Annotated in this window: 27 protein-coding genes; 8 read left to right on the forward strand and 19 right to left on the reverse strand. The window is 39.1% G+C overall.

Going from position 1 to position 26,003, the window contains the following annotated elements; genetic code table 11:
• Positions 1–280 precede the first annotated feature (280 nt).
• Positions 281–760, forward strand: coding sequence for an RNA-binding protein (locus I6F50_RS19095; protein WP_007582860.1), 480 nt, complete (start codon positions 281–283; stop codon positions 758–760).
• Here I6F50_RS19095 and murI read toward each other — a convergent pair.
• Both murI and I6F50_RS19105 read right to left on the reverse strand, forming a co-directional pair.
• Entirely contained in the window at positions 723–1,523 is an 801-nt protein-coding gene (gene murI, locus I6F50_RS19100) for a glutamate racemase (RefSeq protein WP_166379497.1), read from the reverse strand. The two genes, I6F50_RS19095 and murI, sit on opposite strands and share 38 nt — an antisense overlap.
• A 65-nt stretch (positions 1,524–1,588) precedes the next feature.
• Positions 1,589–2,728 (reverse strand): DUF5610 domain-containing protein, encoded by a 1,140-nt coding sequence (locus I6F50_RS19105; protein ID WP_165729491.1) that lies wholly within the window; start codon positions 2,726–2,728, stop codon positions 1,589–1,591.
• Between the two features lie 162 nt (positions 2,729–2,890).
• On the opposite strand from I6F50_RS19105, the gene trmA reads away from it, so the two are divergent.
• On the forward strand, positions 2,891–3,988 hold the full coding sequence (gene trmA / locus I6F50_RS19110) for a tRNA (uridine(54)-C5)-methyltransferase TrmA (protein WP_007582854.1): 1,098 nt from the start codon (positions 2,891–2,893) through the stop codon (positions 3,986–3,988).
• Positions 3,989–4,054: 66 nt separating this feature from the next.
• Here trmA and I6F50_RS19115 read toward each other — a convergent pair whose 3' ends face one another.
• The 4 genes from I6F50_RS19115 to ccoG form a co-directional block, all read right to left on the reverse strand.
• Positions 4,055–4,693 (reverse strand): thiol:disulfide interchange protein DsbA/DsbL, encoded by a 639-nt coding sequence (locus tag I6F50_RS19115; RefSeq protein WP_010555409.1) that lies wholly within the window; start codon positions 4,691–4,693, stop codon positions 4,055–4,057.
• Positions 4,694–4,709: 16 nt separating this feature from the next.
• The gene (locus tag I6F50_RS19120) at positions 4,710–5,333 is read right to left on the reverse strand and encodes a thiol:disulfide interchange protein DsbA/DsbL (RefSeq protein WP_007586563.1); all 624 of its coding nucleotides are present in this window, start codon (positions 5,331–5,333) and stop codon (positions 4,710–4,712) included.
• 34 nt (positions 5,334–5,367) lie between these two features.
• Positions 5,368–6,342, reverse strand: a complete 975-nt coding sequence (locus I6F50_RS19125; protein ID WP_010555410.1) for a serine/threonine protein kinase — start codon at positions 6,340–6,342, stop codon at positions 5,368–5,370.
• 86 nt (positions 6,343–6,428) lie between these two features.
• A complete protein-coding gene (gene ccoG / locus I6F50_RS19130; RefSeq protein WP_024591440.1) occupies positions 6,429–7,859 on the reverse strand; it encodes a cytochrome c oxidase accessory protein CcoG in 1,431 nt (476 codons plus the stop codon).
• 288 nt (positions 7,860–8,147) lie between these two features.
• Here ccoG and I6F50_RS19135 point away from each other — a divergent pair, with 288 nt between their 5' ends.
• Positions 8,148–8,507, forward strand: a complete 360-nt coding sequence (locus tag I6F50_RS19135; protein ID WP_165729493.1) for a hypothetical protein — start codon at positions 8,148–8,150, stop codon at positions 8,505–8,507.
• Positions 8,507–8,713: a hypothetical protein gene (locus I6F50_RS19140; protein ID WP_165729494.1), complete on the forward strand. Its 207-nt coding sequence runs from the start codon at positions 8,507–8,509 to the stop codon at positions 8,711–8,713. The genes I6F50_RS19135 and I6F50_RS19140 overlap by 1 nt, the downstream gene beginning before the upstream one ends.
• Before the next feature lie 24 nt (positions 8,714–8,737).
• Here the strand turns inward: I6F50_RS19140 and I6F50_RS19145 are convergent, their stop codons facing one another.
• From I6F50_RS19145 to gspC, 13 genes are all read right to left on the reverse strand, one after another.
• Complete coding sequence (locus I6F50_RS19145) at positions 8,738–9,325, reverse strand: UPF0149 family protein (RefSeq protein WP_165739656.1); 588 nt, start codon at positions 9,323–9,325, stop codon at positions 8,738–8,740.
• A gap of 22 nt (positions 9,326–9,347) precedes the next feature.
• Positions 9,348–10,106, reverse strand: a complete 759-nt coding sequence (locus I6F50_RS19150; RefSeq protein ID WP_197177037.1) for a type II secretion system protein N — start codon at positions 10,104–10,106, stop codon at positions 9,348–9,350.
• A 3-nt stretch (positions 10,107–10,109) separates the two neighbouring features.
• Positions 10,110–10,583 (reverse strand): type II secretion system protein GspM, encoded by a 474-nt coding sequence (gene gspM / locus I6F50_RS19155; protein ID WP_024597722.1) that lies wholly within the window; start codon positions 10,581–10,583, stop codon positions 10,110–10,112.
• Positions 10,580–11,788, reverse strand: coding sequence for a type II secretion system protein GspL (gspL, locus tag I6F50_RS19160; protein WP_024591438.1), 1,209 nt, complete (start codon positions 11,786–11,788; stop codon positions 10,580–10,582). Before gspL ends, gspM begins: the two co-directional genes overlap by 4 nt.
• Positions 11,785–12,774, reverse strand: coding sequence for a type II secretion system minor pseudopilin GspK (gspK, locus tag I6F50_RS19165; protein WP_197177038.1), 990 nt, complete (start codon positions 12,772–12,774; stop codon positions 11,785–11,787). The genes gspL and gspK overlap by 4 nt, the downstream gene beginning before the upstream one ends.
• Positions 12,767–13,405 carry a type II secretion system minor pseudopilin GspJ gene (gene gspJ, locus I6F50_RS19170; RefSeq protein WP_010555413.1) on the reverse strand — a complete coding sequence of 213 codons (639 nt, stop codon included), beginning with the start codon at positions 13,403–13,405 and terminating at the stop codon, positions 12,767–12,769. The genes gspK and gspJ overlap by 8 nt, the downstream gene beginning before the upstream one ends.
• Positions 13,406–13,780: a type II secretion system minor pseudopilin GspI gene (gene gspI, locus I6F50_RS19175; RefSeq protein ID WP_002962039.1), complete on the reverse strand. Its 375-nt coding sequence runs from the start codon at positions 13,778–13,780 to the stop codon at positions 13,406–13,408.
• Entirely contained in the window at positions 13,780–14,367 is a 588-nt protein-coding gene (locus I6F50_RS19180) for a Tfp pilus assembly protein FimT/FimU (protein WP_010555414.1), read from the reverse strand. The genes gspI and I6F50_RS19180 overlap by 1 nt, the downstream gene beginning before the upstream one ends.
• A gap of 49 nt (positions 14,368–14,416) precedes the next feature.
• Positions 14,417–14,839 (reverse strand): type II secretion system major pseudopilin GspG, encoded by a 423-nt coding sequence (gene gspG / locus I6F50_RS19185; RefSeq protein WP_007586585.1) that lies wholly within the window; start codon positions 14,837–14,839, stop codon positions 14,417–14,419.
• A gap of 81 nt (positions 14,840–14,920) precedes the next feature.
• Positions 14,921–16,156 carry a type II secretion system inner membrane protein GspF gene (gene gspF / locus I6F50_RS19190; RefSeq protein WP_002962033.1) on the reverse strand — a complete coding sequence of 412 codons (1,236 nt, stop codon included), beginning with the start codon at positions 16,154–16,156 and terminating at the stop codon, positions 14,921–14,923.
• Between the two features lie 2 nt (positions 16,157–16,158).
• Positions 16,159–17,724, reverse strand: coding sequence for a type II secretion system ATPase GspE (gene gspE, locus I6F50_RS19195; protein WP_010555415.1), 1,566 nt, complete (start codon positions 17,722–17,724; stop codon positions 16,159–16,161).
• Positions 17,717–19,780: a type II secretion system secretin GspD gene (gspD, locus tag I6F50_RS19200; protein WP_024591434.1), complete on the reverse strand. Its 2,064-nt coding sequence runs from the start codon at positions 19,778–19,780 to the stop codon at positions 17,717–17,719. Before gspD ends, gspE begins: the two co-directional genes overlap by 8 nt.
• A gap of 23 nt (positions 19,781–19,803) precedes the next feature.
• On the reverse strand, positions 19,804–20,745 hold the full coding sequence (gene gspC, locus I6F50_RS19205) for a type II secretion system protein GspC (RefSeq protein ID WP_010555417.1): 942 nt from the start codon (positions 20,743–20,745) through the stop codon (positions 19,804–19,806).
• A gap of 210 nt (positions 20,746–20,955) precedes the next feature.
• On the opposite strand from gspC, the gene hslR reads away from it, so the two are divergent.
• The 4 genes from hslR to I6F50_RS19225 all read left to right on the forward strand — a co-directional run bounded on the left by hslR (position 20,956) and on the right by I6F50_RS19225 (position 25,335).
• Entirely contained in the window at positions 20,956–21,378 is a 423-nt protein-coding gene (gene hslR, locus I6F50_RS19210; RefSeq protein ID WP_007586590.1) for a ribosome-associated heat shock protein Hsp15, read from the forward strand.
• A gap of 12 nt (positions 21,379–21,390) precedes the next feature.
• A complete protein-coding gene (hslO, locus tag I6F50_RS19215) occupies positions 21,391–22,236 on the forward strand; it encodes an Hsp33 family molecular chaperone HslO (protein ID WP_165729497.1) in 846 nt (281 codons plus the stop codon).
• A 267-nt stretch (positions 22,237–22,503) separates the two neighbouring features.
• The gene (locus I6F50_RS19220; protein ID WP_007586595.1) at positions 22,504–24,042 is read left to right on the forward strand and encodes a phosphoenolpyruvate carboxykinase; all 1,539 of its coding nucleotides are present in this window, start codon (positions 22,504–22,506) and stop codon (positions 24,040–24,042) included.
• 183 nt (positions 24,043–24,225) lie between these two features.
• Positions 24,226–25,335 (forward strand): PepSY domain-containing protein, encoded by a 1,110-nt coding sequence (locus tag I6F50_RS19225; RefSeq protein ID WP_197142720.1) that lies wholly within the window; start codon positions 24,226–24,228, stop codon positions 25,333–25,335.
• Positions 25,336–26,003 lie beyond the last annotated feature (668 nt).

A 26,003-nucleotide genomic window follows, 5' to 3' on the forward strand; every position in this document is an offset into this window, starting at 1 on the left:
GTTCCTGCCTCGCTATGCGTTGGCGTTTCCCGTCTCAGTGGGGTCGCATTATAGGGAGATCCGAAAACAGATCAACCCTTTTTTTAGATCTTTTTACTGTTCGAACAAAAATAGAACAAAACCATGTAAAACCATATGAAAACCTTCCTAAGATGATGCTTTTTTGTGCTCTTATTTATTATTTAATACAAATATCATTGCTATGTTTGATTTAGACGTTAAGATAGCAAGTTCACAATGTTAAATTAATGTTTATTTCCTGTTTATTGGTAGATCTAAAATGAAATTACCCGATCAAAAATCTTTTATCTTCTCTGTTATTCTTGCTGTAGTTGGTTTTGTTGTTGTTGAGTTTGCTTTAGGCGGCTTAGCTTTAAACCCTGCATTACTATTTGGTGCTGGTTTATTAATAGGTGCGATTGCTATTGCTGCAATGTCATCTGATGTGACTGAAGAAGCTGAAGTTAAAACAAAAACGCTTTATGTTGGTAACCTTCCTTATCGTGCAAACGAAGGTGTGGTTCGTGCATTATTTGAAGAACAAGGCAAAGTATTCAATGTTCGTTTATTAAAGGATAAGAATACTGGCAAGCGTCGTGGCTTTGGTTTTGTTGAAATGGCGCAAGCTGATGCAGACAATGCAATTGCTAACTTGAACGATAGCGAGTTCCAACAACGTACTTTAAAGGTACGTGAAGCAAAACAAAAACAAGAAGATGATTCTAATGCTCTACGTACTGAGACGGATCAGTCAGTGTAACTAGCTTTACCGCTAGCTTATTGCTAAACACATCAGCCGTTGCATAATATTGCAGCGGCTTTTTTATGTCTGTTAGTTTATTCACACACAAGTTAAGTTGGTTAAGTAGGTAGTTGACTCTGTTTGCTATCGCTACACCTGAATCAAGTAATTTTACATTCCCTTTAAAATACTGACTAATAGGCTCTGCTAATATTGGAAAGTGCGTACATCCTAATACAAGTACATCTATAGTTTTATCTATATGTAGGTCATCAAGCACTTGATGCAACTTGTTTGTATCCAAAGACTCTGTAAAAAAGTATTGCTCAGCTAAAGTTACTAACTCCACACTGCTATATAGATTAACGGTTACATTACGTGCATGCTCAGTAATTAATGTTTTAGTGTATGAACTGGCGACCGTTGCCGGTGTGGCTAATAAGCCAATATGATTTGAACGTGTTAACTCTGCCGCAGGCTTTATTGCTGGCACAACACCTACTATAGGAATATCTGTCATTTGGCGAACAGCGCTAAGTGCAGATGTAGAAGCGGTATTACACGCTATTACAATTAAATCAACGTTAAGCGTATTAGCTTTGATGAAATGAATAAGTGAGCATAATCGGTTAATGATTGTTTTTTGGGATTGAGCACCATAAGGTAGTAATGCATTATCCATAAAATAACTGTACTGAGCATTGGGGATACTTTGCTTTATATGCTCAAGTACAGTAGTTCCACCAATACCTGAATCAAAGACCATTATATGCGCTGACAAACTACCGTTCCCACTTTACTTTAAGAACGGCAGTTTGCCATGAGGTATTTATAAAAGAAAGTAGTTTAACTTTGCGTGGTTTCTAAATCAGCAAGCTCGTCGGCTGCCGAATTTAACTGATTAAGGTTTTCGAACATAGACTTTGTGTAATCCACTAACTTATCTATTTGCTCCTGATCTTGATTTAACCATTGGAGAATGCCAGCTAGCTGATTTTGTAATCCAAGCTCACCCGCTTTTTCAAAAGCATTTTTAAGGTCATCATTAAAAGGAGCTAAACCTTCCGCTACTCGTTTTTCTGGTGCTGGTCTATATTCTTCATAGCTTTTAACTGTTGCTATTGTTTTTGTTTGGCGTAAATCCATAGAAAAAGCCACCAGCTGATCGCTGTCTAAACTCAGCTCTTGCGCTTGTTCAAATGCTTCATCTAAATCACCACCAAAAAAGGTTTTACTTAGATCTTGTAAGTCTTCCATCATTGCATTAATAGCTTCTTGCTCTTGCTCATTTAAGTCACCATTAACCGACATCGAAAATGATACCTGTCGAGATTGCGATGATGAGCTTGCAAACGACTCGCTATTACTGTTTTGCTGATAGCCACTTGCCGACTGAGATTCAAATGCATCTGCAAAGCTAATACTTACCTCGTCACCCTCTGCGGTGGTAAATTTATACTCTGCATTACTCGTCATACTGACATATTGAGCCTGGCTTATATTTACGCTGGCAGGTTGTGGGTTAAATAACGACTCTTCAAACTTATCGAGCCCATTGTAAATTCCCTCTTTGGACTTATTAATCCCCTCTTCCATGTCATCATTAAATACACCTGTACCTTTGAGTTCATCAACAGCGTCGTCAATCCCTATTTGGACTCCTTTGCGCGCGTCGCCTAACATATCTTTGAGCTTTTCGTCATCAGCGCCATTAGCTTTTGCTTTATTAACAGCACGACTTACAAAATCGAGTACGTTTTTTACTATTTCATCAAAATCAAATAGTGGTTTATCTGCTTTTTTTTCTGCGATAGGCAATCCAAGCTGCTCAGCCATTTTATCGCCAAGCACCTTTGCGGCCAACTCTCGGCCTCGTTGTTGATAGCTATCTTGAGGAGACGTAATTGTAGGTTGCTGTATATCAGCTTTATTATTGAATTTATTGATGTTGTTGTTTGGCGTAAAGCCATAATTACCTATTTTCATGATTCGTCTCCTAAGCGTGCGTAGTTTATTATCGGCTATAACAACAAAAACTAAAGTACAATGTTCAATAAAACAGCATAAATGCTAGCCAAAACTAGACAAATACGCAGCGCTCCCTACAATAGCGCCGATAAACAGATCTTAGATAAGGTAGTAGCGTTAATGGCAGTTATTAAAATAGATACCACACAGTACCAAACGCAGTTAAGTGAAAAAGAGCAGCGTATTAGTGCACAGTTCCAACGTTTTGGTGTGGAGCAACTAGAAGTATTTAGCTCAGAGCCAACTAACTACCGCCAACGTGCTGAATTTAGAGTATGGCACGACGGTGACGATCTGTTTCACATTATGTTTGATCAACAAACAAAAGAAAAAATCCGTGTTGATACATTTGATCCAGCAGCGCCTCTAGTTGGTGAAATAATGCAGGTGATGATTGAGCATCTTAAGCCTTGTGAAATATTACGTCGTAAGTTATTTCAAATCGATTACCTATCCACGCTAAGCGGTGAAATTTTAGTAAGCTTGCTTTATCACAAACCACTTGATGATGAATGGTTAAGTGAAATTAAAGCGCTTAAAGAAAAACTAAGCAGTAAATACAAAATTGACTTTATCGGCCGTGCTCGCAAACAAAAAGAAGTGCTGGGTGATGACTTTGTAACTGAGCGTTTAACAGTTAATGGTCAAGAGCTTATTTATCAACAAGTAGAAAATAGCTTTACTCAGCCTAATGCAAAAGTAAATATTAATATGCTGGAGTGGGCGCAAGATTTATGTAAACCACTTAAAAATGATTTATTAGAACTGTATTGCGGTAACGGTAACTTTTCAATTGCGTTAGCGGGCTGTTTTAATAAAGTATTAGCAACAGAAATATCAAAATCATCTGTTCATTCTGCTCAATACAATATTGCTAAAAATAACGTAGAGAACTTAGATATTATTCGTATGTCTAGTGAAGAGTTTACTCAAGCAATGAATGGCGAGCGTACTTTCTCTCGTTTAGACGGTATTGACCTTAAAAGCTATGACTGCCAAACCATATTAGTTGATCCACCGCGCGCGGGCATGGATGAATTAACGTGTGACTTAGTAGCTAACTACGAAAGCATAATTTATATATCGTGTAATCCTGAAACCCTTGAGCGTGACCTTGATCACCTAACACGTACGCACAACGTTAAGCGCTTTGCTATATTTGATCAGTTCCCATATACACATCACATTGAGTCGGGTGTTTTCTTGCAGCGCAAATAAATACGCTCAGTAAACGTTACCCATAAAAAAAGCTCCTTGTAGGAGCTTTTTTAGTTTTAGCTAAACTTACTTGTTAGCTAAGTAATTAATCAGTTTGCTAATATCTTCTGGTTCAGTAATACCCGACTCACGACCTAGGTTTAATTTATACTTACCATTTACAATAAATGTAGGTACGCCACGTAGTGCGCCTTTTTCTTTAAAGTAGTCTTGATCGCGTTTCATTTTAGAGCTCAGCGTACGTACCGAGAAGCTTTTAAACAGCTTATCAAACTTATCGCCATCAACGCCCTGCGCTACAAATATATCTTTTACATCTGCAAGCTCATTAAAACTAGCGCGCTTTGTATGAATATGATTAAAGATTGCAGAGACAATTTTATCTTTTTGCGGAAGCACTTCTGCAGTAGCGAGTGCTTGGCTCATCATCTGTTGGTTTTCTGGGTCGCGTACACCTACAAAATCAACATGGCTCTTTTTAAATTTAACGTTTTTATCAAGCTTAGGCTTAAACTCACCAATTAGTGCTTCCATGTTATTACATGCAGGGCAGTAAAATGAGAAAAACTCTTTAATTTCTGGCTTTTTTGTTGCGCGCTCAGAAACAACGTCGTAATGCACGCCTTCTTCATACGTTGCTGCAAAGCTTGTTGCCGCCATAGGAAGTAGTACTGCAAGCAAACCTGCTTTAACTAATTTAATCATTATTATGCTCCGAAATTTATAGTGCTAATAAAAACGCTACTAACTCATCAAGTTCTTTTTGATTTTTGATGGTGTTGAGGTTTATTTTATATTTATCGTTAACAATAAAAGTAGGTACACCTGTAAGTGCGCCTAATTTTGAATATTTATTTTGTTTGTTTTGCATTGCTTGCTCAGCCGAAATAACTGGCATGCTTGCAATTTCTTGATCAAACGTTGCGCTATCAATACCGTTTACTTCAAGTAATTTTTTAACGTCTTTCATTTCAGTTAAAGGAGCACGCTGAACATGAATACTTTTAAAAATTTGATCGCTAATACTCTGCGCCTGACCATGCTGCTTAGCAATTAAGTAGGCAAAGCTTAAATTACTTTGTGCTTGTGGCGACACGCCACCTAAAAAGTTCACGTGGTTTTTAATAAACTCCGCGCCTTCTGGCAAGCCTTGTTCAATTGCTTTTGCTACTGGTTCAAACTTAAAGCAATGTGGACAGTAAAATGAGAAAAACTCGGTTACTTGTGGTGATGTACTTTTGTCTACATCAATAACAGTGTATTGATTATCAACTTCAAACTGTGCAGCAAGTGCTGCAAATGGTAAACATAAAAGTAATAAACTCAGTTTTAATTTTTTAAGCATTTGTATCTCGTTGTACTTGTCTTTAAATAAAATATTACGGCAATAACTTTAACGGTGCTTCTTGCAGTGCTGCAAGTTGCTCCTTCAGTGCTAAAATTTGTTGCTCCCAGTATTTGTCATCAGCAAACCATGTAAAGTTCCGCACAAAGGCAGGATCGCTCCATCGTTTAGCTACCCATCCCATATAATGGATAATACGCATCGCTCGCAGCGGTTCAATTAATTTGAGTTGAGAGTGATCAAAATCACAAAACTCTTCATACGCACTCACAAGGGTGTCTAACTGTAACAGTTGCGTCGCTCTATCGCCACTGAGCATCATCCATAAATCTTGGATTGCAGGACCTTGGCGGCTGTCATCTAAATCAACAAACATTAGCGCATCACCTGCCCACAAAATATTACCAACGTGGCAGTCACCATGTAAGCGAATACTTTGCACATCTTTATACTGTTTTTGCGCCTGCTCTATCACTAAATCTAAAATAGTATAAAAGGCAGTATTTATTCCCATAGGCACTAAGTTACTTTTTTGAAGATGAACTTTGGCTGTATGTAAATACTCCTCGCAAGTAACTGTTGGCCTATAAGTAAAAGGCTTTGTTTTAGCTACTTGGTGCATACGGCCAATTAAACGCCCCATTACATCAAGCTGGTCTAAGTTATCAACCTCAAATAAACGCCCGCCGACACTTGGAAACAACACAAACAAATAACCTTCGTGTTCAAACAAGCTTTGCCCATTATATAAAATAGGGGCAACAACAGGCACTTCCGCTTCTGCCAGTTCAAATGCAAAATCATGCTCTTCTTGAATTTGCTCTTTACTCCAGCGCTCTGGGCGATAAAACTTCACTACGTAACGCAGGCCATCATCGGCTTTAAATTGGTACACTCTGTTTTCATAGCTATTGAGTGCCAACAAACCAGATTCAGCGTACACACCTACGCTTTCTATTGCATCGAGTATTAGGTCAGGTGTTAAGTCAATAAAACTAAATTTACTCATACTCTTCTTATATAAAATAAAAAGCGGGTTATATACCCGCTTTTGTTAATTGCTATATCAACTTACCTATTTAAGGTAGGTTGTGATTATCGCGCTTTAAAAAAGTTACTCGACTGCGATATTGTTTCATCCGGCTCATCTACCGGTGAAAGCACAAAATTAAACTCTGTCATTGGCGCTTTTAAATCATAAGGGTCCATTACAAGCGACAATGGCACATTATGAGATTGCCCTGCCTGCACAGTAAATGACTGCTTACCAATATACTTAAAGTTATCTAACCCTTGTACTTTAATATTAAAGGTTTGCTCGTACTGCGCTTTATTAATTACCTTTAATGTATAGGTGTTCTCTACTAAACCATCAAAATCGACACGATATAATTGGTTTCGATCACGAATGATATCAAAGTCCATTGTTTTACGCAGCGCTATATTAGCTACAAGTGCTCCCGTAAGCACAACAAGTATGACCGTGTAACCAATGATTTTAGCTCGTAGTGGATTCGTTTTATTTTCTGGGGTTTCGAGGTTTCGCTCTGTCGTATATGAAATAAGTCCACGCGGGTATTCCATTTTATCCATTACGCCATCACACGCATCAATACATGCACCACAGTTAATACACTCAGCTTGCAGCCCATTTCTAATATCAATACCTGTTGGGCACACTTGAACACACAGGTTGCAGTCGATACAGTCGCCTAGCTCTAAATCTTCATGATCTACTTTACGTGAACGAGGACCACGGCTTTCACCACGGCTTTCGTCGTACGTTACAGTGTATGTATCTTTATCAAACATAGCTGATTGAAAACGTGAGTAAGGGCAAATGTGTAAACACATAATTTCTCGCATCCAACCGGCATTACCATAGGTACACGCAGCAAAGAAAATAATACTGACTAGTGCATAACCACCCACGTTAAACGTTACAAAATCAGGAAGTAACTCTCTGATTGGCGTAAAGTAACCCACAAAAGAAATAGCGGTATATAACGAAAACAATACCCAACTAGTATGCTTTGCCGTTTTACGCCAAAACTTATCAAAATTCATGGGTCTTTGATCGAGTTTTTTACGCTGATTAGCCGTGCCCTCAAGCTTTTCTTCAAACCAAATAAAAATAAAGGTCCAAACAGTTTGCGGACATGTGTAGCCACACCACACCCGTCCATAGAAGGTGGTCACTAAAAACAGCGCAAATGCTGCCAGCATAAAAATAAACGCTAATATGGTAAAATCTTGAGGCCATAGCGTTAAACCAAAAATATTGTATTTTTGACCAATTAGATCAAACAGCACTGCTTGCTGGCCGTTAAAATTAATCCAAGGAAGTAACATAAACGCAAGTAGGCCTAAAAAGCCAATGCGCTGCCTAAGTAATTGATGTAGGCCTTTTACGGCACGCACATAAATACGATTTCGGGGATTGAACCTATCATCTTGACGGCTTAAATCCGGTTTTTGGATTTTCACCTCTACAGGGATATTCTTTACTTTAATTTGTTTGTCCATCGAAGTTCCTCAACGCCGCTTGGAAATAAAAATCCAGCAATACTCAAGTACTCTATACTTAAAGCTAGCAAGTTACTTGCTAGGCAGATTTACTTTAATAAATTGCCTTCTCGAATACTTTCAGATATTTCAGAAATATCTGACTGCTGTTAACCATTATAACAATGTTGGTTAAAATTACTGGCATAGATCGCTAATAATTTATTCATCCCAGTTACTTGCTTTTAAAATGCAGTTTATTACACTGCATGGTAATTCAACCCTACTTAGATCAAGGTTTACGTATCCATGAAAAAATTTATTATTTTGGTAGTTGTGATCCTTGCCTTTTTTACAATCGATCATCCGCTTATAAAAGAACCTCGCGAAAGGTTATTAGGTGAAGGCATTGGTTTTTTAAGTGATGCAAGTAAGGTTAACAGAAGCCCTGCTGCAAATATGGCTAAAAATAGGATCAGCAGTCAACTTAAATTGTCTGAATCTGAGGGGGAGTACGTAGAAAAAACGTTTACAACAGATGACTCTGTTCAGTTATTTCACCTACGCTATTGTCGTGAACGTGACTTAAACCTTTATTTTTATGGCGATCGTTTAAATACAGTATGTAAAATAGTGACTGAAGCATTAGAGCAAAAGCGAGCAAAGTAGTGGATTTTTCAGGATTAAATAAAAAAGCAAGCGACTCATTTCATAAACAGCGCAACATGCTTAAACAATTAGCACAAGGCAAAACGTTAAAGTGTGAGAAATGTAATGGAGTTTTAACACTTGATTTAGCCACCTGCGAGCCTGGTAAAGGTATGGTAAAGTGTAAGCAAGGCTGTACTGATATTGTATTAGAACTAAGCGCTTAGATTACCTAAGCGCTTAAGCTAAAACTATTCGTCCCAGCTGTCATCAGTTATTAAACCACTGTTAATGGCAACAACTTCTATGAGCTCCGCAAAGCCTAGTGCAAAGTCACCCATTGATTCATATTGATACTGGCATAAGGCTTCTTTAGTCATACTATTTTGCTGAGCAATCTGAGTAATTGCTTGCTGATCAAGAGCAAAAAAGCTCAGTGTACTTAATGCACTCTCTAATGCTTCTTTAAATTCAGCATCTAACTCAGGTGCATTTAAAAGTGGCTCTGCATATGCTTTAGTAGCCACTAAAAAGCCTTCGCTCCATGGTTTACAAAACTCAATAGTAAACTCAACGGGTAGTTTGTATCCTGTTTCAAATACTTGCTCACTAATTTTATGGTATAGCGCCATAAACAAGAAAAGTACTTCTTCATCTAAATCATTAGCTGTATTTGGTAATATCTGCTCAAGCCACTCATGCACATCTAATGGATTGGGCGAACAAATAACGCCAAATAAATAGCCTTGGCTTTGTTGAAGGGTCATTGCTTGAGATTGGGTATTTAAAAATGTGCTGAGCTGCTTTGCGTGCAGCTCAGTAAATTGGGGTATTTGCATTAAAACTCTTTATATTCAAACATTAAAAGTTGAGCAGGTAACGACCTTGGCTATCTGGTCGGCCTAAAAATTTAACCGCATCATGTACATCTTTAGGTAAGCTAGCATCTGGTTTTACATAACCTGCCACACTAAAGTCGAAATTAGCTTTAAGTGTAGCATCTGCCACAAGGCCAAGCGTATTATCTGGGTCAATTAATATAGCAATATCGCCCGACTTACAGCTTAACTTACCAGCCAGAGGGCCAATATTAAACCACCCATTTAAGCCTTGCACGTCAATATTAGGGCTCGCTATTTCACCTTTTAGTGAATCACAATAAGGTGCACCTGAGCTGTATTCATCAAGTTCTAAAATTACACGCCCTTTAGCGGTTACAGGTAGGGGAAGCTGCACGCGCTGCATTGCACGCTCTACTGTTGAGCGCACTAGGCCGTCAGTCACTTTAACTTCTTGATTAAAAAGCCCATAACTTACATCAGCATAACCCGAGATATCACTACGCTCTCGTGCATTACCAAACTTCACATTCGCATTTAGCTTGCCTGTAAATAACTTCCAGCCAGCAATGTCCCAGCGAACATTATTTAACTGTTCACCATCAAAACGAACTTGCATCATTTGACCTTGCCAAACAGTGCCTACAGTTTGCCCTACTTCTAATTGCTTTGGAAAGTACGGTTTTGCTATATCTAGTGCAATATGTGCTGGTAATTTAATAATACAAAACACAATAAAACTAATTAAAAAGACAGCCGATAACGTTATTATTTTTTTCATTAATTAATTCTCTAATACTAAACGGCTTACACGCACATAGCCTGATTTATCATCGCGGCTCAAATCTAAGTTTTCAATTTTTAAGCCGTGTTGATTCACTAGCTCATCTAACCACTCTATTAACTGATTAAATTCTACAGAGTCGAGCGTCAAACGTAGCGAATCACTACTTGGCTGCATTTTACTAATACTTATTTGATGGCGCCCACGTGTAGAATTAACAATTTGGCTTAAGTTTGCATTGCTAGCAACACTGGTGTTACCCGCAGCCTTTAGCTTAACAATGCTTTCATCAACCCAAGCTAATAGCTCTTGTTGTTTAATTTGAGATTGCTGTGCCTTTTCTATCGCATTATTTAATGGTCGAAATATTCCCATTACTAAAACAAAAATAATAAACACGCCACCAGCGACCATTACCAATTGTTGTTCTTGCTCTTTAAGCGAGCGCCATTGTTGCATTAACTGCTTTTTCATACTGCACCTCGCAGTTTAATTTCACCAACGACATAATCACCGTCGTTATTTAAAGACCCTTGCTCAACAGTTAAACCTTGTTTTTCAAGTATGATTTTTACTTTACCAAAGGTTTGGAAGTCTTTAGCACGTGCACGAATGCGCAGCTCATTGCGACGTTTGTCATAACGAAGTGTTTCAGGTGTAAATTCGCTGACTTGCGAAAATACATCAACCAAATTAGTCGTTAAGTCTAAAAAGCCCGACTCACTTGAGCCTTGCACTTTATCTAACGCGCCTTTAATTTGGCTTTTAATTAGATTGGGGCGAACTTTAGTTCCTGGGAATGCTTTTTGGTATCTGTCGACTACTTGAGCTTTAGCTACTTCTACTTGTGTATTAAGTTGGTGTAACTCAATAGCTTTTATTGTAATAGTAGAAACCAATGCAACACTTGCTATAATTGCGGCGCCTTTCCAGTAACCCCACCATAAAGCGCTTTGTTTTTTAAGCTGATACATACCTTGGCGTAAGTTAAAGTTAACGCTATCTAACTGCTTTGCAAATAATGCTAGAGGTAAGTCGTACTCACTCGTTTGCGCTTGTAAGTTAACGCTTTCTGGAAACTGACTAGCTGGGCTAAAATGTTTAATATCAGGATTACCCATGGCTGTTAAGTAGCCATTTAACCAACTAGATTCAACCGCACCTATATGCCATTGCCCCTGCTTAAATAACCATTGGTTATTGAGCTCGATAGCGGTAACTGCGCCATCATCTGCAAGCGGTAACAACAAAGCATCGGGTAATATTCTGTATACTGATAGATTATGCTCTACAAATAATGCGAGCCATTGTTCAAACCATTCACGGTCTGTCATTGCTACACGAATTGCATGTTGCTCACCAAGCATTGTCGGCTGCGCTACTGCTATAAACAGTTCATCTACGTCACATGCTATATCTTCCTCCAGCATGTATGGCAATGCTTGCTCAAGCTTGCGATTCCATTTTGTTGGCAAAGCGACCGTTTTTAATTGCACTTGATCACTTGGTAACAACACGACCACTTCTCGGGTAAGTGCTTTTTCGCTTAGCTCACTTAAATGCTCTGCATTTGGTAACTCGCCACTGGCTATTATTTCTTGTTCTTGTGGTGAGTAAATTAACCAATTAAGCAATTCTTGCTCGGTTTGACCCGTGCGGATCAACAGTATTTCTGTCACTGTACGCCTCCAAATTTTCGCGCCAGTATCGTTACGTCACCGTCTTTAGCGTGCAGTAATGTGGTCATCGAAAAACGCAGGTCGACAAAATTTGCCTGCGTTTGTAATTTAAAATATTCGCTTTTAATACTAAATAAACTTTTGACTGAGTCGGTATTAGTACCGCCTTGTTGCTTCACCTGTTCAAAAAATTCATCAATGGTGTCAAAGCCAGTTTGCGGTCTTGCACCTATCACAGCCTCTGCACCAGATAAGCTCAAGCTTTCTATTAAGGCACTGAGTATGAGTGCTTGCTCTGGGATTAATGTATTTACGTTAATAGATAAAAGCGTACTGCCTGGTATTACACATACATATGGCAGTACTTTTTCCATCACTAATGGGTTAAAGCCCTTAACCAAGCGTAATTCCGATGTTGATGCAAATAAACTATTGGCTGTCATATACGGAAAATCTCGTGATAAATACTCGTCTTCTTCTGCGCCTGAGCGATATGTAATACTGTCCTCGTCAAGCCAATCAAATACGCTATCTGCCATTGTCTCTTCTGATTCATCAGCAGGTAAATCTTCAATGTTTTCAAGTAATGCAAATAGTGCTTTATGTGCAGGGTTTGTTTTACTTGCGCTATTTTCTTCTGGCGCTATGGCTAAAGCATTTAAATTTAAACATGCTTGTAAATCAGTAATTTTGCCACTTAACGTGCCGTTATCAACAGGGTATGAAGCATCACCTAGAGTTGCCCAAACTTGATCAAGTGTTGTTTTATCAGCATCATCTTTTTTACTTTGTATTAGCCCTTTAATAGCAAGCTCTTCTGCACCGTAGGCGTACCATTTAGCTTGCTGATGACCTTGCAAATTAGTGCTTTTTTGCACTTGAACCATTAAATTAGCACTCATTTCTACTGCTAAAATAGCCGCTAATGCCACAATAAACAAAACAATAACAAGTGCTGCGCCGCGCGATGATTGCTGCTTAACCATTATTCACATCCGTACTTTGTGTAGCAACAACTTTGCCTTGCCCAGGAACTAAAAATACACGACGAATTGGCTCTGCTTCTATTTGTTGCAAAGTAACAGCAACCGCTTTAGGGAGAGCTTTAATTTCCCACTGTTCTTGCCATTCGTTTTTATCATCTAAAAACTCAAACTTAAGCTCTTCAACATTTTCTAGTACACGTTGAACTCGCGGTTCCATATTATCAAGCTGATCAACATAAACCCGATAAACACGCTCAAGGTTATCGTCTATCACTCTATAACCAACGGCTTGTAGTTCTGAACGTGGCAATAAATTAATTGGATTTATCCAGCCATCTCGTACAAACGCAATACCATCGTATTGGCTTTCTAAAACGTAACGACCAGCAAGTAAATATTGTTCTTGAACATCACCAGATTCGTTTCGTACTGCACGTTTAGTCATTTGGCTAAAATCTTGATCCATTAACCTAAATGTTGTTTGCAACCCATTTAACTCAGCAATTTTTTCATCGGAGGCATCTTTTGCTCTTGTTGTCGTCTCTAATATTTGATGAGTAGCAATAATAACAAAAGCTAAAATACCCAGTGCTACCATAACTTCAAGTAATGTAAACCCGCGCTGCTTCACTTACTTTTTGCCTTTATTTAGATACGTTGATAACTCATATGCCGAATGCTCATATTTTTCATCCGTAAAAACATTTATGGTTAACTTAACAAAGCTTTTGTCAGCAGTGGCTGTTACTTCTTGCTGCCAAAACCATTCAACACCGCCCATTACTTCGCTGCCTTTAAGGTTATTTTTACCTTGCCATTGTTCGCCTTTAGTACGCTGTTCAATAATAACGTTTTCGGCGACCCAAGATGCATAGGTTTGCTCTTCAATAGTCGTTAAGTGGTGTATGTGCTCGCTTGTTGCTTGCATTGCAGCTATACCCGCCATAGCACAAATACTTAATGCCACTAATACCTCTAATAAGGTAAACCCTTTAGTGCGCTTCATTATTCTGGCTCTCGGCGAAAGTTTACTGGTGCAGCAAATTCACCTTCAATGTAATACACAGGCTCGCTTTGCTCTTTTAACTCTAATATAAGTTGAAACGCGCTTACCTCACCTGATGACAAAATAAGCACTTGTGGGATTTTTAACTTTTTAAGCTCAAGTAAACTGTCCTCATCGCCGCCACTCATAAGTTCGCGCCAGTTAGATTGCTCTAAGAGGTTATCTTGCGCCCACGCTAAATCTTCTAAGTTGAGAGTGAGCTTTAATCTTTCATCTAACTCTATTGGTTTAAAAAGATCTTCACGGTCAAAGGTAATCCACTTTTCACCATCGAAAACTAAATACTCTAACGTATTTTCTTCTACTAATAAGCCCAATTCAACTTGGTTTAAAATGGCAAATTCCGATGCCATGTTAATGGTGGTATGCAGCCTTAATGCTTGAGTATCTAATTCTTCCTCAGCACCGCCTTCTAAGCTATATACCACCATTTTTGTAGCAAAAGCGATAATCACTAATACCACTAAAATTTCTATTAAACTAAAGCCTCTGCTTTTTGCATGGCGCTGCTTAAGGCTTGCTTTCATAGCAAGCCTCTAGCATTAACATGTTCATACAAAGCAGTGTACTTAAGCATTATTGTTTTTCTTCGTCCCAGTTACCGATATCATCATCAGTACCTACTTCACCATCAGGGCCCATAGAAAAAATATCAAACTTGCCAATTTCACCTGGGCTAATTAGCTGATATAGATTACCCCATGGATCTTCTGGTAATTCATTAATAAAACCACCGTCAGGGAAACGTTTTGGAACCGGTTCAATGCTTGTTTGAGTAACTAGCGCTTCAAGACCTTGCTCTGTGCTTGGGTAGCTCTTATTTTTAAGCTTGTATAAGCTCATTGCATCTTCTAATTGCTGAATATCTAGATGCGCTTTATCGATAGCAGCCTCTTCTTGCTGACCCATAATGTTAGGTGCAACAATTGACATAATCATCCCGATGATAACCAGTACCACCATCACTTCTAGTAAAGAAAAACCTGATTGTTTATTCACGTAATTACCTCATTATTCTAAAAACATTAAGTAAAAATGGTTTAGGTAAAACCATTAATATATTTAAAAATTTATTCTAACTTAAAGTCCAACAGCTTTATTCATCGCCATTATTGGCTGCAATATTGCCATTACTATAAATAATACAATAACCGCCATTGAGGCGATCATCGCAGGCTCTAGTAGTTTAAGCGATACATTAACCATGCTCTCAAATTCGCGATCTTGGTTATTTGCAGCACGCTCTAACATTTGCTCTAGTTCACCTGATTTTTCACCACTTGCTATCATATGCAGCATCATTGGTGGAAACAACTTAGTTTGCTGAAGTGCAGCTCTTAAGCTTGCACCCTCACTCACTCTATCGGATGCATCTGCAACCGCTTTTTTAATTTTTTCGTTAATTAATACACCACCCGAGATACGCATCCCCTCGAGCAATGGTACCGAGCTTGACGATAAAATACTTAAAGTACGCGCAAAACGTGCGGTGTTAATACCACGAGCCACTTTACCTATACCTGGCATATGTAGCACTCGGTCATCCCACCAAAAACGTATTTTAGGCTGCTTAAGTGCATGCTTAATACCAATGGCTATAGCTGTAATCGCTATTAAACTAATAAACCAATAATTTTGCACAAAATGGCTGCCTGCCATAACCCATTCGGTTGTCCAAGGAAGTACTTGTTTCGTTTTTTCAAACGTTTTTAATATTTTTGGTACTACGGTGCCCAGTAATACCGACACAATACCAATTGCAAATACCACTAATATAATGGGGTAAACCATAGCCTGAGTTATTTGGCTACGCATATGTTGGCGCTGCTCGGTATAGTCGGCTAAACGATTAAGTACTTGGTCAAGGTGACCCGACTTTTCGCCTGCGGCTACCATTGCACGATATAAGTCGTCAAAAACATGAGGAAACTCACTAAGACCATCGGCAAGGGTGTAACCTTCGACTACTTTTGAGCGTACCGACATAAGCATCCGCTTTAAACGCGGCTTTTCGCATTGCTCAGCAACCGCCATAACAGCGCCTTCAACAGGAAGTGCCGATTGAATAAGTGTTGCTAATTGCCTTGTAATTAATGCTAAGTCTGAGGTTGAAATTGTAGGCTTAAAAAAGCCACCGAGTAAAGGGGCTTTTTCGCCTTTGACTTGTTTATCACTTTGCGCCGCAGGGACAACTTCAAGCGGCGTAAGTTTTTGATCACGTAAAGTTTGGCGAATTTGTTTAGCTGTATCAGCTTCTAAAATGCCTTTTTTTTCTTTACCTCGGCCATCTAAGGCACGGTATTCAAACGCCGCCATAGTTAACCTTCCTCACGGGTAACACGCAATACTTCTTCAAGTGTTGTTTTACCTACAAGTACACGGCTACAACCATCTTGGCGAATACTTGGGCTGCGCTTACGAATGTATTTCTCTACGCTTTGCTCGCCTTTACCGTTGTGAATCATTTCGCGTATTGTTTCATCAACTACAAGTAACTCGTGAATACCCGTACGACCACGATAGCCATTAAAGTTACACTCTTCACACCCTACTGCTCGATAAATTGTCGGTTGGCTTTCAAAAGGAACCCCTAACAGCTGGCATTCATGCTCATCAGCCGTGTGACCTTCTTTGCAGGTATTACACAATGTACGTACTAGCCGTTGCGACAACACACCGAGTAACGACGATGAAAGTAAGAATGGTTCAACACCCATATCTTCCATACGTGTAATTGCACCCGATGCGGTATTAGTATGCAGAGTAGACATAACAAGGTGGCCGGTAAGTGACGCTTGAACACCAATTTGCGCAGTTTCAAGGTCGCGTATTTCACCCACCATTACTACATCAGGATCTTGGCGTAATATTGCACGTAAACCACGTGCAAATGTCATATCAACTTTTGCATTAACTTGTGTTTGCCCAATGCCTGGAATTTCGTACTCTATCGGATCTTCAACGGTAAGAATATTGCGATCGCGTGAGTTAATTTGGCTCATACCAGCGTATAGAGTGGTACTTTTACCAGAGCCCGTTGGCCCTGTTACTAAAATAATGCCGTGGGGTTTACTAATTAAATCTGAAAACAATGCACGGTTATCTGCGGTCATACCTAAATCTTCAAGGTTTAAACGCGCGTTGTTTTTATCAAGTAAACGCAGTACTACACGCTCACCAAAGCTCGATGGCATTGTAGACACACGCACATCAACTGCACGCCCGGCAATACGTAAGCTAATACGGCCATCTTGTGGAATGCGTTTTTCGGCTATATCAAGCTTAGCCATTACTTTAATACGAGACACAAGTAACGATGCAAGTTTACGATTAGGCTTAAGTACTTCTTTAAGCACGCCATCGACCCTAAAGCGAATAACAAGCTCTTGCTCGAAGGTTTCGATATGAATATCAGAAGCCCCTTCTTTAATCGCTTCACTTAGCATGGCGTTAATAAGCTTGATTATTGGCGCATCATCGTCACCAGCCAGTAAATCTTCAGTTTGCGGAAGTTCATCAGCAAGTGAGAATAAATCAACCTCGTTGCCAATATCTTCCATCATTTGTTGTGTTTCAGAGCTATCACGTTGGTATGACGCTTCAAGCAATAGCTCAAATTTATCATCAGCCAATTGCTCAAGTGTAAAACCATGGCCTGCGATACGGCGTACTTCTAATAGTACTTCCACATCTAGCTCACCACGGTAGTAAACTATGCGGTGATCTTTGTTTTTGCCAAGTAACACACCTGCACGTCTTGCATAGGAAAACGGCAAACGCTTTGCTGGTAACTCAACTAACACATCACTCGTTAATAGCTCATCCTGATTATGCGTTTTAGGATGAACCACATCTTGGTTTATCTCTTGAATCGCATTAGTCATCTTTACGCTCTTGTGCATTTTGTTTACGCAGAGACTCTTCATACGTAGGGGGAAGTACTAATTCGTCATTCCACTCAGGTAAAATAGGCGTATCAGTCATTGGCATTAACTCAATACCGTCTTCTTTTTGTTTAAACTGCTCACCACGAATAAAGTTATATTTATTAAAGCTTAACTTATTCATGCTTACACCATCACGAATAATGGTTGGGCGAATAAACACAATAAGATTACGCTTACGGCGCGTTGTATTTGTTGATCTAAACAGGTGTCCTAAAATAGGGATATCGCCTAATAACGGCACCTTAGAAACGCTTTCTTGTACGTCTTCGTCAATTAAACCGCCAAGTACAACCATACCGCCATCATCGGCCATAACAGTTGTTTTAATTGAACGCTTATTTACTGAAATATCAACCGCAGTTGCACCACTTACGCTCGATACTTCTTGCTCAATAGTAAGCTGTACTGCTGAACCATCATTAATCTGTGGCGTAACTACCAGCTTAATACCTACTTCTTGACGCTCAACTGTTTGAAATGGGTTAGCATTATTACTGCCTGTTTGTGAGCCTGTAATAATAGGTACTTCTTGACCGACTAAAATAGAGGCTTCTTCGTTATCCATTGTAGTAATAGAAGGGGTAGCCAAAATATTTGAATTTGTATCAGTGGCAACAGCCTGAATAATTGCGCCCCAATCATTTTTAACAACGCCCAGCGCTAAACCATTAATGCCACTAAGTAAGGAGGCTAATGGACCATAGTCACCTTCTGTTGTTTCCGTATACGGCGTTACCGTACCAGATTCTGTTCCTATTATATTTTTAGTAACGGTTACATCTTGTGCTTGCTCTGCAGCAACAGCTAACGAGCCCACGGGAACCGTAGTGCCGTTGTTAAACTGCAGCATACCGCCCTGCTCAGAAATCCACTGCAGGCCTAAGTTAACCCCGTCGCCTTCCATTACTTCAATAATAATGGCTTCAACTAGTACTTGGGCACGGCGAATATCAAGGCGTTCAATTACAGATTCAAGTGATCGCATTGTGTCTGGCTGTGCGGTAATAATTAATGAGTTTGAGTCTGGGTGAGACTCTATACTGCTTTCATTATTGCTTCTGCTACGAGTTTTAGTAGTACCGCCTTGTGCATCTTCAACAAGTGACTTACTAACACCCTGCAATACTTTGACCAAATCTTCAGCTTTAGCATAATTTAGGTAAAACACCTTAGTATTACCTTGGCTTTCTAACTCACCATCTAAGCGCTTAATTAGTTCAATAGCACGTGTACGGGCTTGGCCTTCACCGCTTACAATAACGCTATTAGTTCGGCCATCAGCCACAACTTTTGGAATTAAGAATTCAGGTACACTGCCTTTACCGCTGTCTTTATAAATATTATCTACCACAGAGACAACATCATCTGCCGTCGCATATTTAAGCTTAACGATGTCTACACGCTTGTCACCCGCCTGATCAACAGAGCGAATAATCTCAACTAAGCGATTAACCGATGCAGCATGACCTGTTAGCATCATTACGTTAGCCGCATTAAAGTTAGCAACGTGGCCACCATCTTTTTGATCGCTAAATTGACGAACTAGAGGACCAAGCTCCTGCACACTTACATTTTTAACACGTACAACACGCGTAATCATCATGTCGCCGCTAGCTTCACTACCTTCGTCAATAAGTGGCACATTTGATTTTTTAGCGTCTGAACTTTTTTCTACCTTAATTATGCCATTGTCCATTTCAACAGCTGAGTAGCCATAAACTTCCAATACATTTAAGAAGAACTGATAATAAAGTGCTTCGTCCATTAACTCGTAACTGCGAACATTTACCTTTCCACGCACGTTAGGGTCAATAATTACTGTTTTATTAAGGTTTTTACCAACAATGTTAATGAACTCATTGATATCAGTTCCTTTAAAGTTAGCAGCATATTCAACAGCAGAAACAGACAAAGAAATACTTGCCGCCAAAAAAAGTGCTGCGTACTTAGCTAACCCTTTTTTAATTTTTTTGAGGTGTAGCACCTGAACCATCGTATTAAAACTCCAAAGCTAAATTATTGCAGACTAAATTGCACATCAATTTGTTCACCATCACGTTCTATAGTGATATTGGCATCTGTACTATTACGCAGCTCATTAATAGCTGACATAGCCTGTTTTAAATCTGTTAATTGATAGCCATTTATAGAAATGGCTAAATCGTTATTTTTTAAACCCATTTGCTTAAATAGCTCAGGCTCTTTACCTGGACTTAAGCGATATCCAATTAGCTCACCATCATTCATGGCTTGTGAAACACGTATATAGTCAAATAGCTTGCCCGGCTCTTCGAGTAACTCTTCACGTGTTTCTATAATTGCTTCTTTAACGTCCGGATCTGCAGTGGCATCTATTTGTAGATCACTTGGTTCTAATTTTTGCGGACCCATTTCAGAATCATCACGCGCAGCGAGTACTGGCATAGACACCTTCTTACTGAAATCGAGTCCATCAAGCATTAATGTTTCAAAGCGTCCATTAACACTCAAAATAATACGATCCGGCAATATTTGTGCAACTTCAGCACGCGTACCCGATACTACTTCATCAACAAGATAGCTTACTTGCTTACCTTGTGATTCAATAATTGCGATACCTGCTTTGTCATCGTTATTAACCGCTACGATACCGGTTAAATTGATACTTAAGCGCGTTTCTGGCGCATTATTTATTACCTGCGATTGCTTTGCAGTATTATTGTTGTTTGTTACAGTTTTTTTACCAAATAAAAATTGCTCAATAATATGCTGCGCTGAGTTGTTACTCGCACCAGATGACTGGTTAGCATAATGAGTAGGGGTAAGTAGAGTTACTGGTGGTTTTGGCCACAAAAGCCAAACAAGTTTTGATAATAAAAATGCAAGATAAACAACAACTAACAGTGTCACTAATGCACTTAACTTAGCATGCGGTAAACGAGTTAAAAATTGTTTTAGTTGTTGGATTTGCTGTTCCATAAATAGTGTTCTTATTTTAATTTACTGCGTTAGCGCGTACCCATAGTACCCTTTCATTTTTCTTTCAACAAGCACACTAATATTAAACTTTGTAAACAGATTAAATTAACTTTACATAACAGTACAAAAAGTAAACTGCCGTTGTAATACCTTCATCCTACGATGATTTCATGATAAATTTTAAGCTATAAAAACGTGGGGAAATGCCTTATGAGTAAAAAAAGTAATGCTAATACCAGCTCAGACCCTGTAGATGGGTTAAAAGTTCGATTAGATAAATGGTTATGGGCTGCGCGATTTTATAAAACTCGTGCAGTTGCACGCGAAATGGTGCAAGGCGGCAAAGTACATTATAATGGGCAACGTACAAAAGCGAGTAAAATAGTAGACGTTGGCGCAAAAGTAAAACTGGCTCAGGGCGTAGATGAAAAGCTGATAACTATACTCTCAGTGCTTGAAAAACGTCAAAGCGCCCCCATTGCACAGACCATGTATCAAGAATCTGATGCAAGTATTGCTAAACGCGAAGAAAACAGCATCGCACGCAAAAATAACAGCTTTTTTGCTCCTCATCCGGATAAAAAACCGGATAAAAAGCAACGACGCGAACTTTTAAAAATGAAATCAAGTTAGGTATAGCCGCTCATGCAACAAGATTTACTTCACCGTTATTTATTCAACGAACTAGATGTTCGTGGCGAACTCGTACAAATCGAGAATGCTTATAATGAAATGATTGCCGACCATAATTACCCAGACCCTGTTAAAGCATTACTAGGTGAGTTACTTGTTGCAACCTGTTTATTAACCGCCACTTTAAAGTTTGAAGGTGAAATTGCAGTACAGCTTCAAGGTGATGGACCAGTTAAATATGCAGTTATAAATGGTGATGATAAACAAAACATGCGTGGTATTGCACGCCTGCAAAGCGAAATTACGGGCACAACTGTAAAAGAGCTTATTGGTCAGGGCTATATGGTGATCACTATTACACCAAGTAAGGGTGAACGTTACCAAGGTATAGTTCCGCTAGAGCATGATACTCTGAGTGAATGTATCGAAAGTTACTTTGAGCAGTCAGAGCAATTAAAAACACGCCTTTGGTTTGCAACCGACACAACAGAAGGTAGCGCAAAAGCATGTGGTCTATTTTTACAAGTACTCCCAGTTGATAAACAAAAATCAATTGAAGACTTTGCACACCTAGAAGCATTAAGTAATACAATTAAAGATGAAGAACTATTATACCTTGATGCTAATACTGTCCTTACACGCCTTTATCACGAAGATAATCCTCGCGTATTTGAACCTCAAGCGATTAAATTCAAATGTGGTTGTAGTCGTGATAAAACAATTACTGCGCTTGTTAATATTGGACAAGAAGAACTACTTAAAGACGTAGCTGAGAAAGGGTCTGTTAATATTAACTGTCATTACTGTTTAAAAGAGTATGTTTTTAACGAACAAGATATAAAAAGCATTTTCAACTAAATGTTCAGCTTCATCTATATATAGTAATTAAAGCCGCAAAATATGCGGTTTTATATTATAAAAAGATGATACCGGTGTCATCTTTTCTGCTAATTTCATGACACCGGTATCATTGAAATTATTCATGTTTTTTCTTAAATATATGTGTTTTTAGAGGCTTTACGGGCTCGAATATCTTAAAACCTTCTGTTACTATAATTTCAGTTTAAGGGCACTGATAACCCCAGAGCTATCCGTTCAAACTCTCACACATAGTTAGGTATAAACATGACTACAGGCGCTACACGTTTTGTCGATTTAACCGCAGCTGAACTTGTCGAGCATGCGATCCGCCGTGGCGAAGGTACTTTAGCCGCAAATGGTGCTTTTGTTGCAATTACAGGAAAACGAACTGGTCGTTCACCAAAAGATCGTTTTATTGTACAAGAAGCAACAACTCAAAATGATATTCAATGGGGCAACGTTAATCGTCCATTTGATGCAGACAAATTTGACGCATTATGGGCTCGCGTAGAATCACATGTTCAAAGTAATGACCACTTCACCTCTCACCTAGAAGTTGGCGCAGACCCTGAGCATTATCTACCTGTAGTTGTAACTACAGAAACAGCGTGGCACCATATTTTTGCCAAAAACATGTTTATCGAACCGCAGAACTATAACGCTTCAAACTTACCACAATGGCAAGTAATGAACGTTCCTTCGTTTGTATGTGAGCCAGAACGTGATGGCACAAATAGCGATGGCACCGTTATTATTAACTTTGCACAGCGTAAAGTATTACTAGCAGGTATGCGTTACGCCGGTGAAATGAAAAAATCGATGTTTTCTGTACAAAACTTCCTACTACCAGCAAAAGGTGTATTACCAATGCATTGTTCTGCTAACGTTGGTGAAGCAGGCGATACAGCATTATTCTTCGGTTTATCTGGTACGGGCAAAACAACTCTTTCAGCAGATCCTACTCGCTTTTTAATTGGTGATGACGAGCACGGCTGGGCACCTGGAAGCGTGTTTAATATTGAAGGCGGTTGTTATGCTAAATGTATCGACCTGTCACAAAAGAATGAACCTGTAATTTGGAATGCTATTCGCTTTGGCACTATTTTAGAAAATGTAGTGTTAGATGAAAAAGGCGTTCCAGATTTTAACGATACTAGCCTTACTCAAAATAGCCGTGCAGCATATCCACTTGAACACGTTGAAAAACGTAAAGTAGAAAACCGCGCAGGCGAACCTAAGGCTGTTGTATTTTTAACTTGTGATGTAAGCGGTGTATTACCGCCGGTTTCTATACTTAGCGAAGAAGCTGCTGCTTTTCACTTTTTAAGTGGATACACAGCAAAAGTTGGTTCTACTGAGATTGGTTCAACTAGCGATATTGAATCAACATTTTCGACATGTTTTGGCGCACCATTCTTCCCACGCCCTGCTGGTGTTTACGCTGAGCTTCTTATGAAGCGTGTACGCGAGTTTGGCGCTAAGGTGTACCTTGTGAATACAGGTTGGACTGGCGGCCCTTACGGCACAGGTAAACGTTTTGATATCCCAACTACTCGTGCAGTAATTGATGCAATCGTATCTGGTAAATTAGCGGGTGTTGAAACTCAGCACATTGATGTTTTAAACCTAGATGTACCGGTAGCAGTTCCAGGTGTAGATACTAACTTACTTAATCCTATTAATACGTGGGAAGATAAAGCTAAGTACAATGAATATGCAGCAAAACTTGCCGCAGACTTCACTGAAAACTTTGCTAAGTATGACGTATCAGACGATATAAAAAATGCAGGACCTAAAGCTTAAATAAGCTTCAAGTTTGTATTTTAACGCCAGCCAAGGGCTGGCGTTTTACTTTCTAAATACCTAATTTAATAAGTGCGACAAAATGCCGCACAACTCATATCAAAAAACCATATAATATACCGCGTAATTAATCATTCTTTAATGCCCAATAAACCTGCATTACTCATTACGGCTATTTAATTAATGACACTAAAGCTTTCATGGCGAAAAATATTCAGGCGGTTACATTTATACTTAGGTCTATCGATAGGTGTTTTACTTGCTATTATTAGCCTTTCTGGCTCCGTATTAGTTTATTACCCACAAATAGACTTACTGCTAAATCCAGCAAATGACGCTATTACAAACATAAAAACGCCTAATTGGGATCAAGCATATAATACGCTAAGAGCCAATTTCCCTTCAAAGCAAGGGCCATGGCGATTAGAAAACACAGGTATAAACTCAGTAATTCCCGCGCGATACTACAATCCAATAGAAACAAAAGAGCAAGGCTTTGCCCCCTTAATGGTATGGCTATCTAGCAGTAGTGATAAAGTAATACGTAAAAACTATTGGGGAAAATACTTAGTAACTTGGATGTACAACTTACATTTTTCATTACTAACAGGAGCAACGGGCACTCTCGTTGTTGGCTATATAGGCATAGCCTCAATAGTTCTTCTTATCTCTGGATTCTTTGCTTGGTTTCCAAAGCCTGGGCAGTGGGTAAAGGCACTAAAATTTAAATCTCGTAGCTCTAAAATAGGTTTGCTATACGACTGGCATAAACTAATTGGTTTAACCTTCTGCATACCGCTACTAGCTTTAACTGTTACAGGTGTTATGCTCGCTATTCCAAAACAAACAGATCCTATATTAACCGCTCTAGTTAGCGATATAAACTCTCCACCAAAAACACAAATTCAACCGAGCAAACAAACCAATATTCCTTTATCACAAGCGGTATTAATAGCTGAAAAAGCATTACCGAATACGCGTTTAGCTTGGATTGAAACACCATCAAACTTAAATGCTATTTACAGATTAAGATTTCAAACTGTAAACGATCCTTCGTATCGCTTTCCACATAGCTATATAGAGGTTAATGCACTTACAGGAAAGTTAGAGAGCGTGTTTAATATAGATAAGCAAAGTACGGCTAGTAAAATAAAAAACTGGATACACCCTCTACATGACGGCAGCATTGGCGGTAACATTTTAAAAGTCATTTGGGTGCTGAGTGGCTTTGGACCTGCTGCATTGTTCTTTATTGGCGTATATAGGTGGTTAGTTAGAACCAAGAGAATATAAAAATAAAATAAACTTTACGCCAATCTACCTAGTTAAATGATCTATTTGAGGTCAAAAATTTCTTTATTTCGTTGTTCTCGCCTATTACTCCTAAGTTGCTCAACCTTCTGTATCCATGCAATCGTATATCAGAAATTTCTAACGCAATTAACGTCAAGTTCAATCCACCAAATTGATTAGGTATTATTGCCGATTAGTATAATTATCAGGTATGTGTATTTATTCTGCACGCGCTAAAACTACAGTTAGTTACAGATGTAATGCGGTAAATCACTTAGGTAAACTTAGCGCACAATAGTGCCCCCCAATTAATTGCTTACTAGTGTCTGTAAATAAGGCTATATACCTAATGGGAATGTCTAATAGGCTACTGAATAGTTAAAGCAAGGCTCTTTACAATGTGAAGCCTGCGTAATGTCACGATACCCACAGCGGTGGAGAGTCACGTAGTAAATGCTACTTTATTGGCCGAATGGGGTATCGAGGGTTTTTGTTGTGATTTTAACGTCGGGAGTCGCTGCGCTCGCCCGCCCTACGTGATGCGTGTTGATGTGAGTGTGTGTTAATTACGCACATTTCACTTTTCTGCAAACGTAAAAAAGCCCGAATCGTTAGATTCGGGCTTTCTACAATTTGAAGCCTGGTAATGTCCTACTTTCACATAGCAA

Source organism: Pseudoalteromonas sp. NZS127_1, from assembly GCF_015864295.1.
Taxonomy (GTDB): Bacteria; Pseudomonadota; Gammaproteobacteria; order Enterobacterales; family Alteromonadaceae; genus Pseudoalteromonas; species Pseudoalteromonas arctica.

What these genes read in the sequence shown, in the direction of transcription:
- I6F50_RS19095 (WP_007582860.1), top strand. Translation starts at nt 281, where the DNA reads ATGAAATTACCCGATCAAAAATCTTTTATCTTCTCTGTTATTCTTGCT.
- I6F50_RS19105 (WP_165729491.1), bottom strand. Translation starts at nt 2,728, where the DNA reads ATGAAAATAGGTAATTATGGCTTTACGCCAAACAACAACATCAATAAA.
- trmA (WP_007582854.1), top strand. Translation starts at nt 2,891, where the DNA reads ATGGCAGTTATTAAAATAGATACCACACAGTACCAAACGCAGTTAAGT.
- I6F50_RS19115 (WP_010555409.1), bottom strand. Translation starts at nt 4,693, where the DNA reads ATGATTAAATTAGTTAAAGCAGGTTTGCTTGCAGTACTACTTCCTATG.
- I6F50_RS19120 (WP_007586563.1), bottom strand. Translation starts at nt 5,333, where the DNA reads ATGCTTAAAAAATTAAAACTGAGTTTATTACTTTTATGTTTACCATTT.
- I6F50_RS19125 (WP_010555410.1), bottom strand. Translation starts at nt 6,342, where the DNA reads ATGAGTAAATTTAGTTTTATTGACTTAACACCTGACCTAATACTCGAT.
- ccoG (WP_024591440.1), bottom strand. Translation starts at nt 7,859, where the DNA reads ATGGACAAACAAATTAAAGTAAAGAATATCCCTGTAGAGGTGAAAATC.
- I6F50_RS19135 (WP_165729493.1), top strand. Translation starts at nt 8,148, where the DNA reads ATGAAAAAATTTATTATTTTGGTAGTTGTGATCCTTGCCTTTTTTACA.
- I6F50_RS19145 (WP_165739656.1), bottom strand. Translation starts at nt 9,325, where the DNA reads ATGCAAATACCCCAATTTACTGAGCTGCACGCAAAGCAGCTCAGCACA.
- I6F50_RS19150 (WP_197177037.1), bottom strand. Translation starts at nt 10,106, where the DNA reads ATGAAAAAAATAATAACGTTATCGGCTGTCTTTTTAATTAGTTTTATT.
- gspM (WP_024597722.1), bottom strand. Translation starts at nt 10,583, where the DNA reads ATGAAAAAGCAGTTAATGCAACAATGGCGCTCGCTTAAAGAGCAAGAA.
- gspK (WP_197177038.1), bottom strand. Translation starts at nt 12,774, where the DNA reads ATGGTTAAGCAGCAATCATCGCGCGGCGCAGCACTTGTTATTGTTTTG.
- gspI (WP_002962039.1), bottom strand. Translation starts at nt 13,780, where the DNA reads ATGAAGCGCACTAAAGGGTTTACCTTATTAGAGGTATTAGTGGCATTA.
- I6F50_RS19180 (WP_010555414.1), bottom strand. Translation starts at nt 14,367, where the DNA reads ATGAAAGCAAGCCTTAAGCAGCGCCATGCAAAAAGCAGAGGCTTTAGT.
- gspF (WP_002962033.1), bottom strand. Translation starts at nt 16,156, where the DNA reads ATGGCGGCGTTTGAATACCGTGCCTTAGATGGCCGAGGTAAAGAAAAA.
- gspE (WP_010555415.1), bottom strand. Translation starts at nt 17,724, where the DNA reads ATGACTAATGCGATTCAAGAGATAAACCAAGATGTGGTTCATCCTAAA.
- gspD (WP_024591434.1), bottom strand. Translation starts at nt 19,780, where the DNA reads ATGGTTCAGGTGCTACACCTCAAAAAAATTAAAAAAGGGTTAGCTAAG.
- gspC (WP_010555417.1), bottom strand. Translation starts at nt 20,745, where the DNA reads ATGGAACAGCAAATCCAACAACTAAAACAATTTTTAACTCGTTTACCG.
- hslR (WP_007586590.1), top strand. Translation starts at nt 20,956, where the DNA reads ATGAGTAAAAAAAGTAATGCTAATACCAGCTCAGACCCTGTAGATGGG.
- hslO (WP_165729497.1), top strand. Translation starts at nt 21,391, where the DNA reads ATGCAACAAGATTTACTTCACCGTTATTTATTCAACGAACTAGATGTT.
- I6F50_RS19220 (WP_007586595.1), top strand. Translation starts at nt 22,504, where the DNA reads ATGACTACAGGCGCTACACGTTTTGTCGATTTAACCGCAGCTGAACTT.
- I6F50_RS19225 (WP_197142720.1), top strand. Translation starts at nt 24,226, where the DNA reads ATGACACTAAAGCTTTCATGGCGAAAAATATTCAGGCGGTTACATTTA.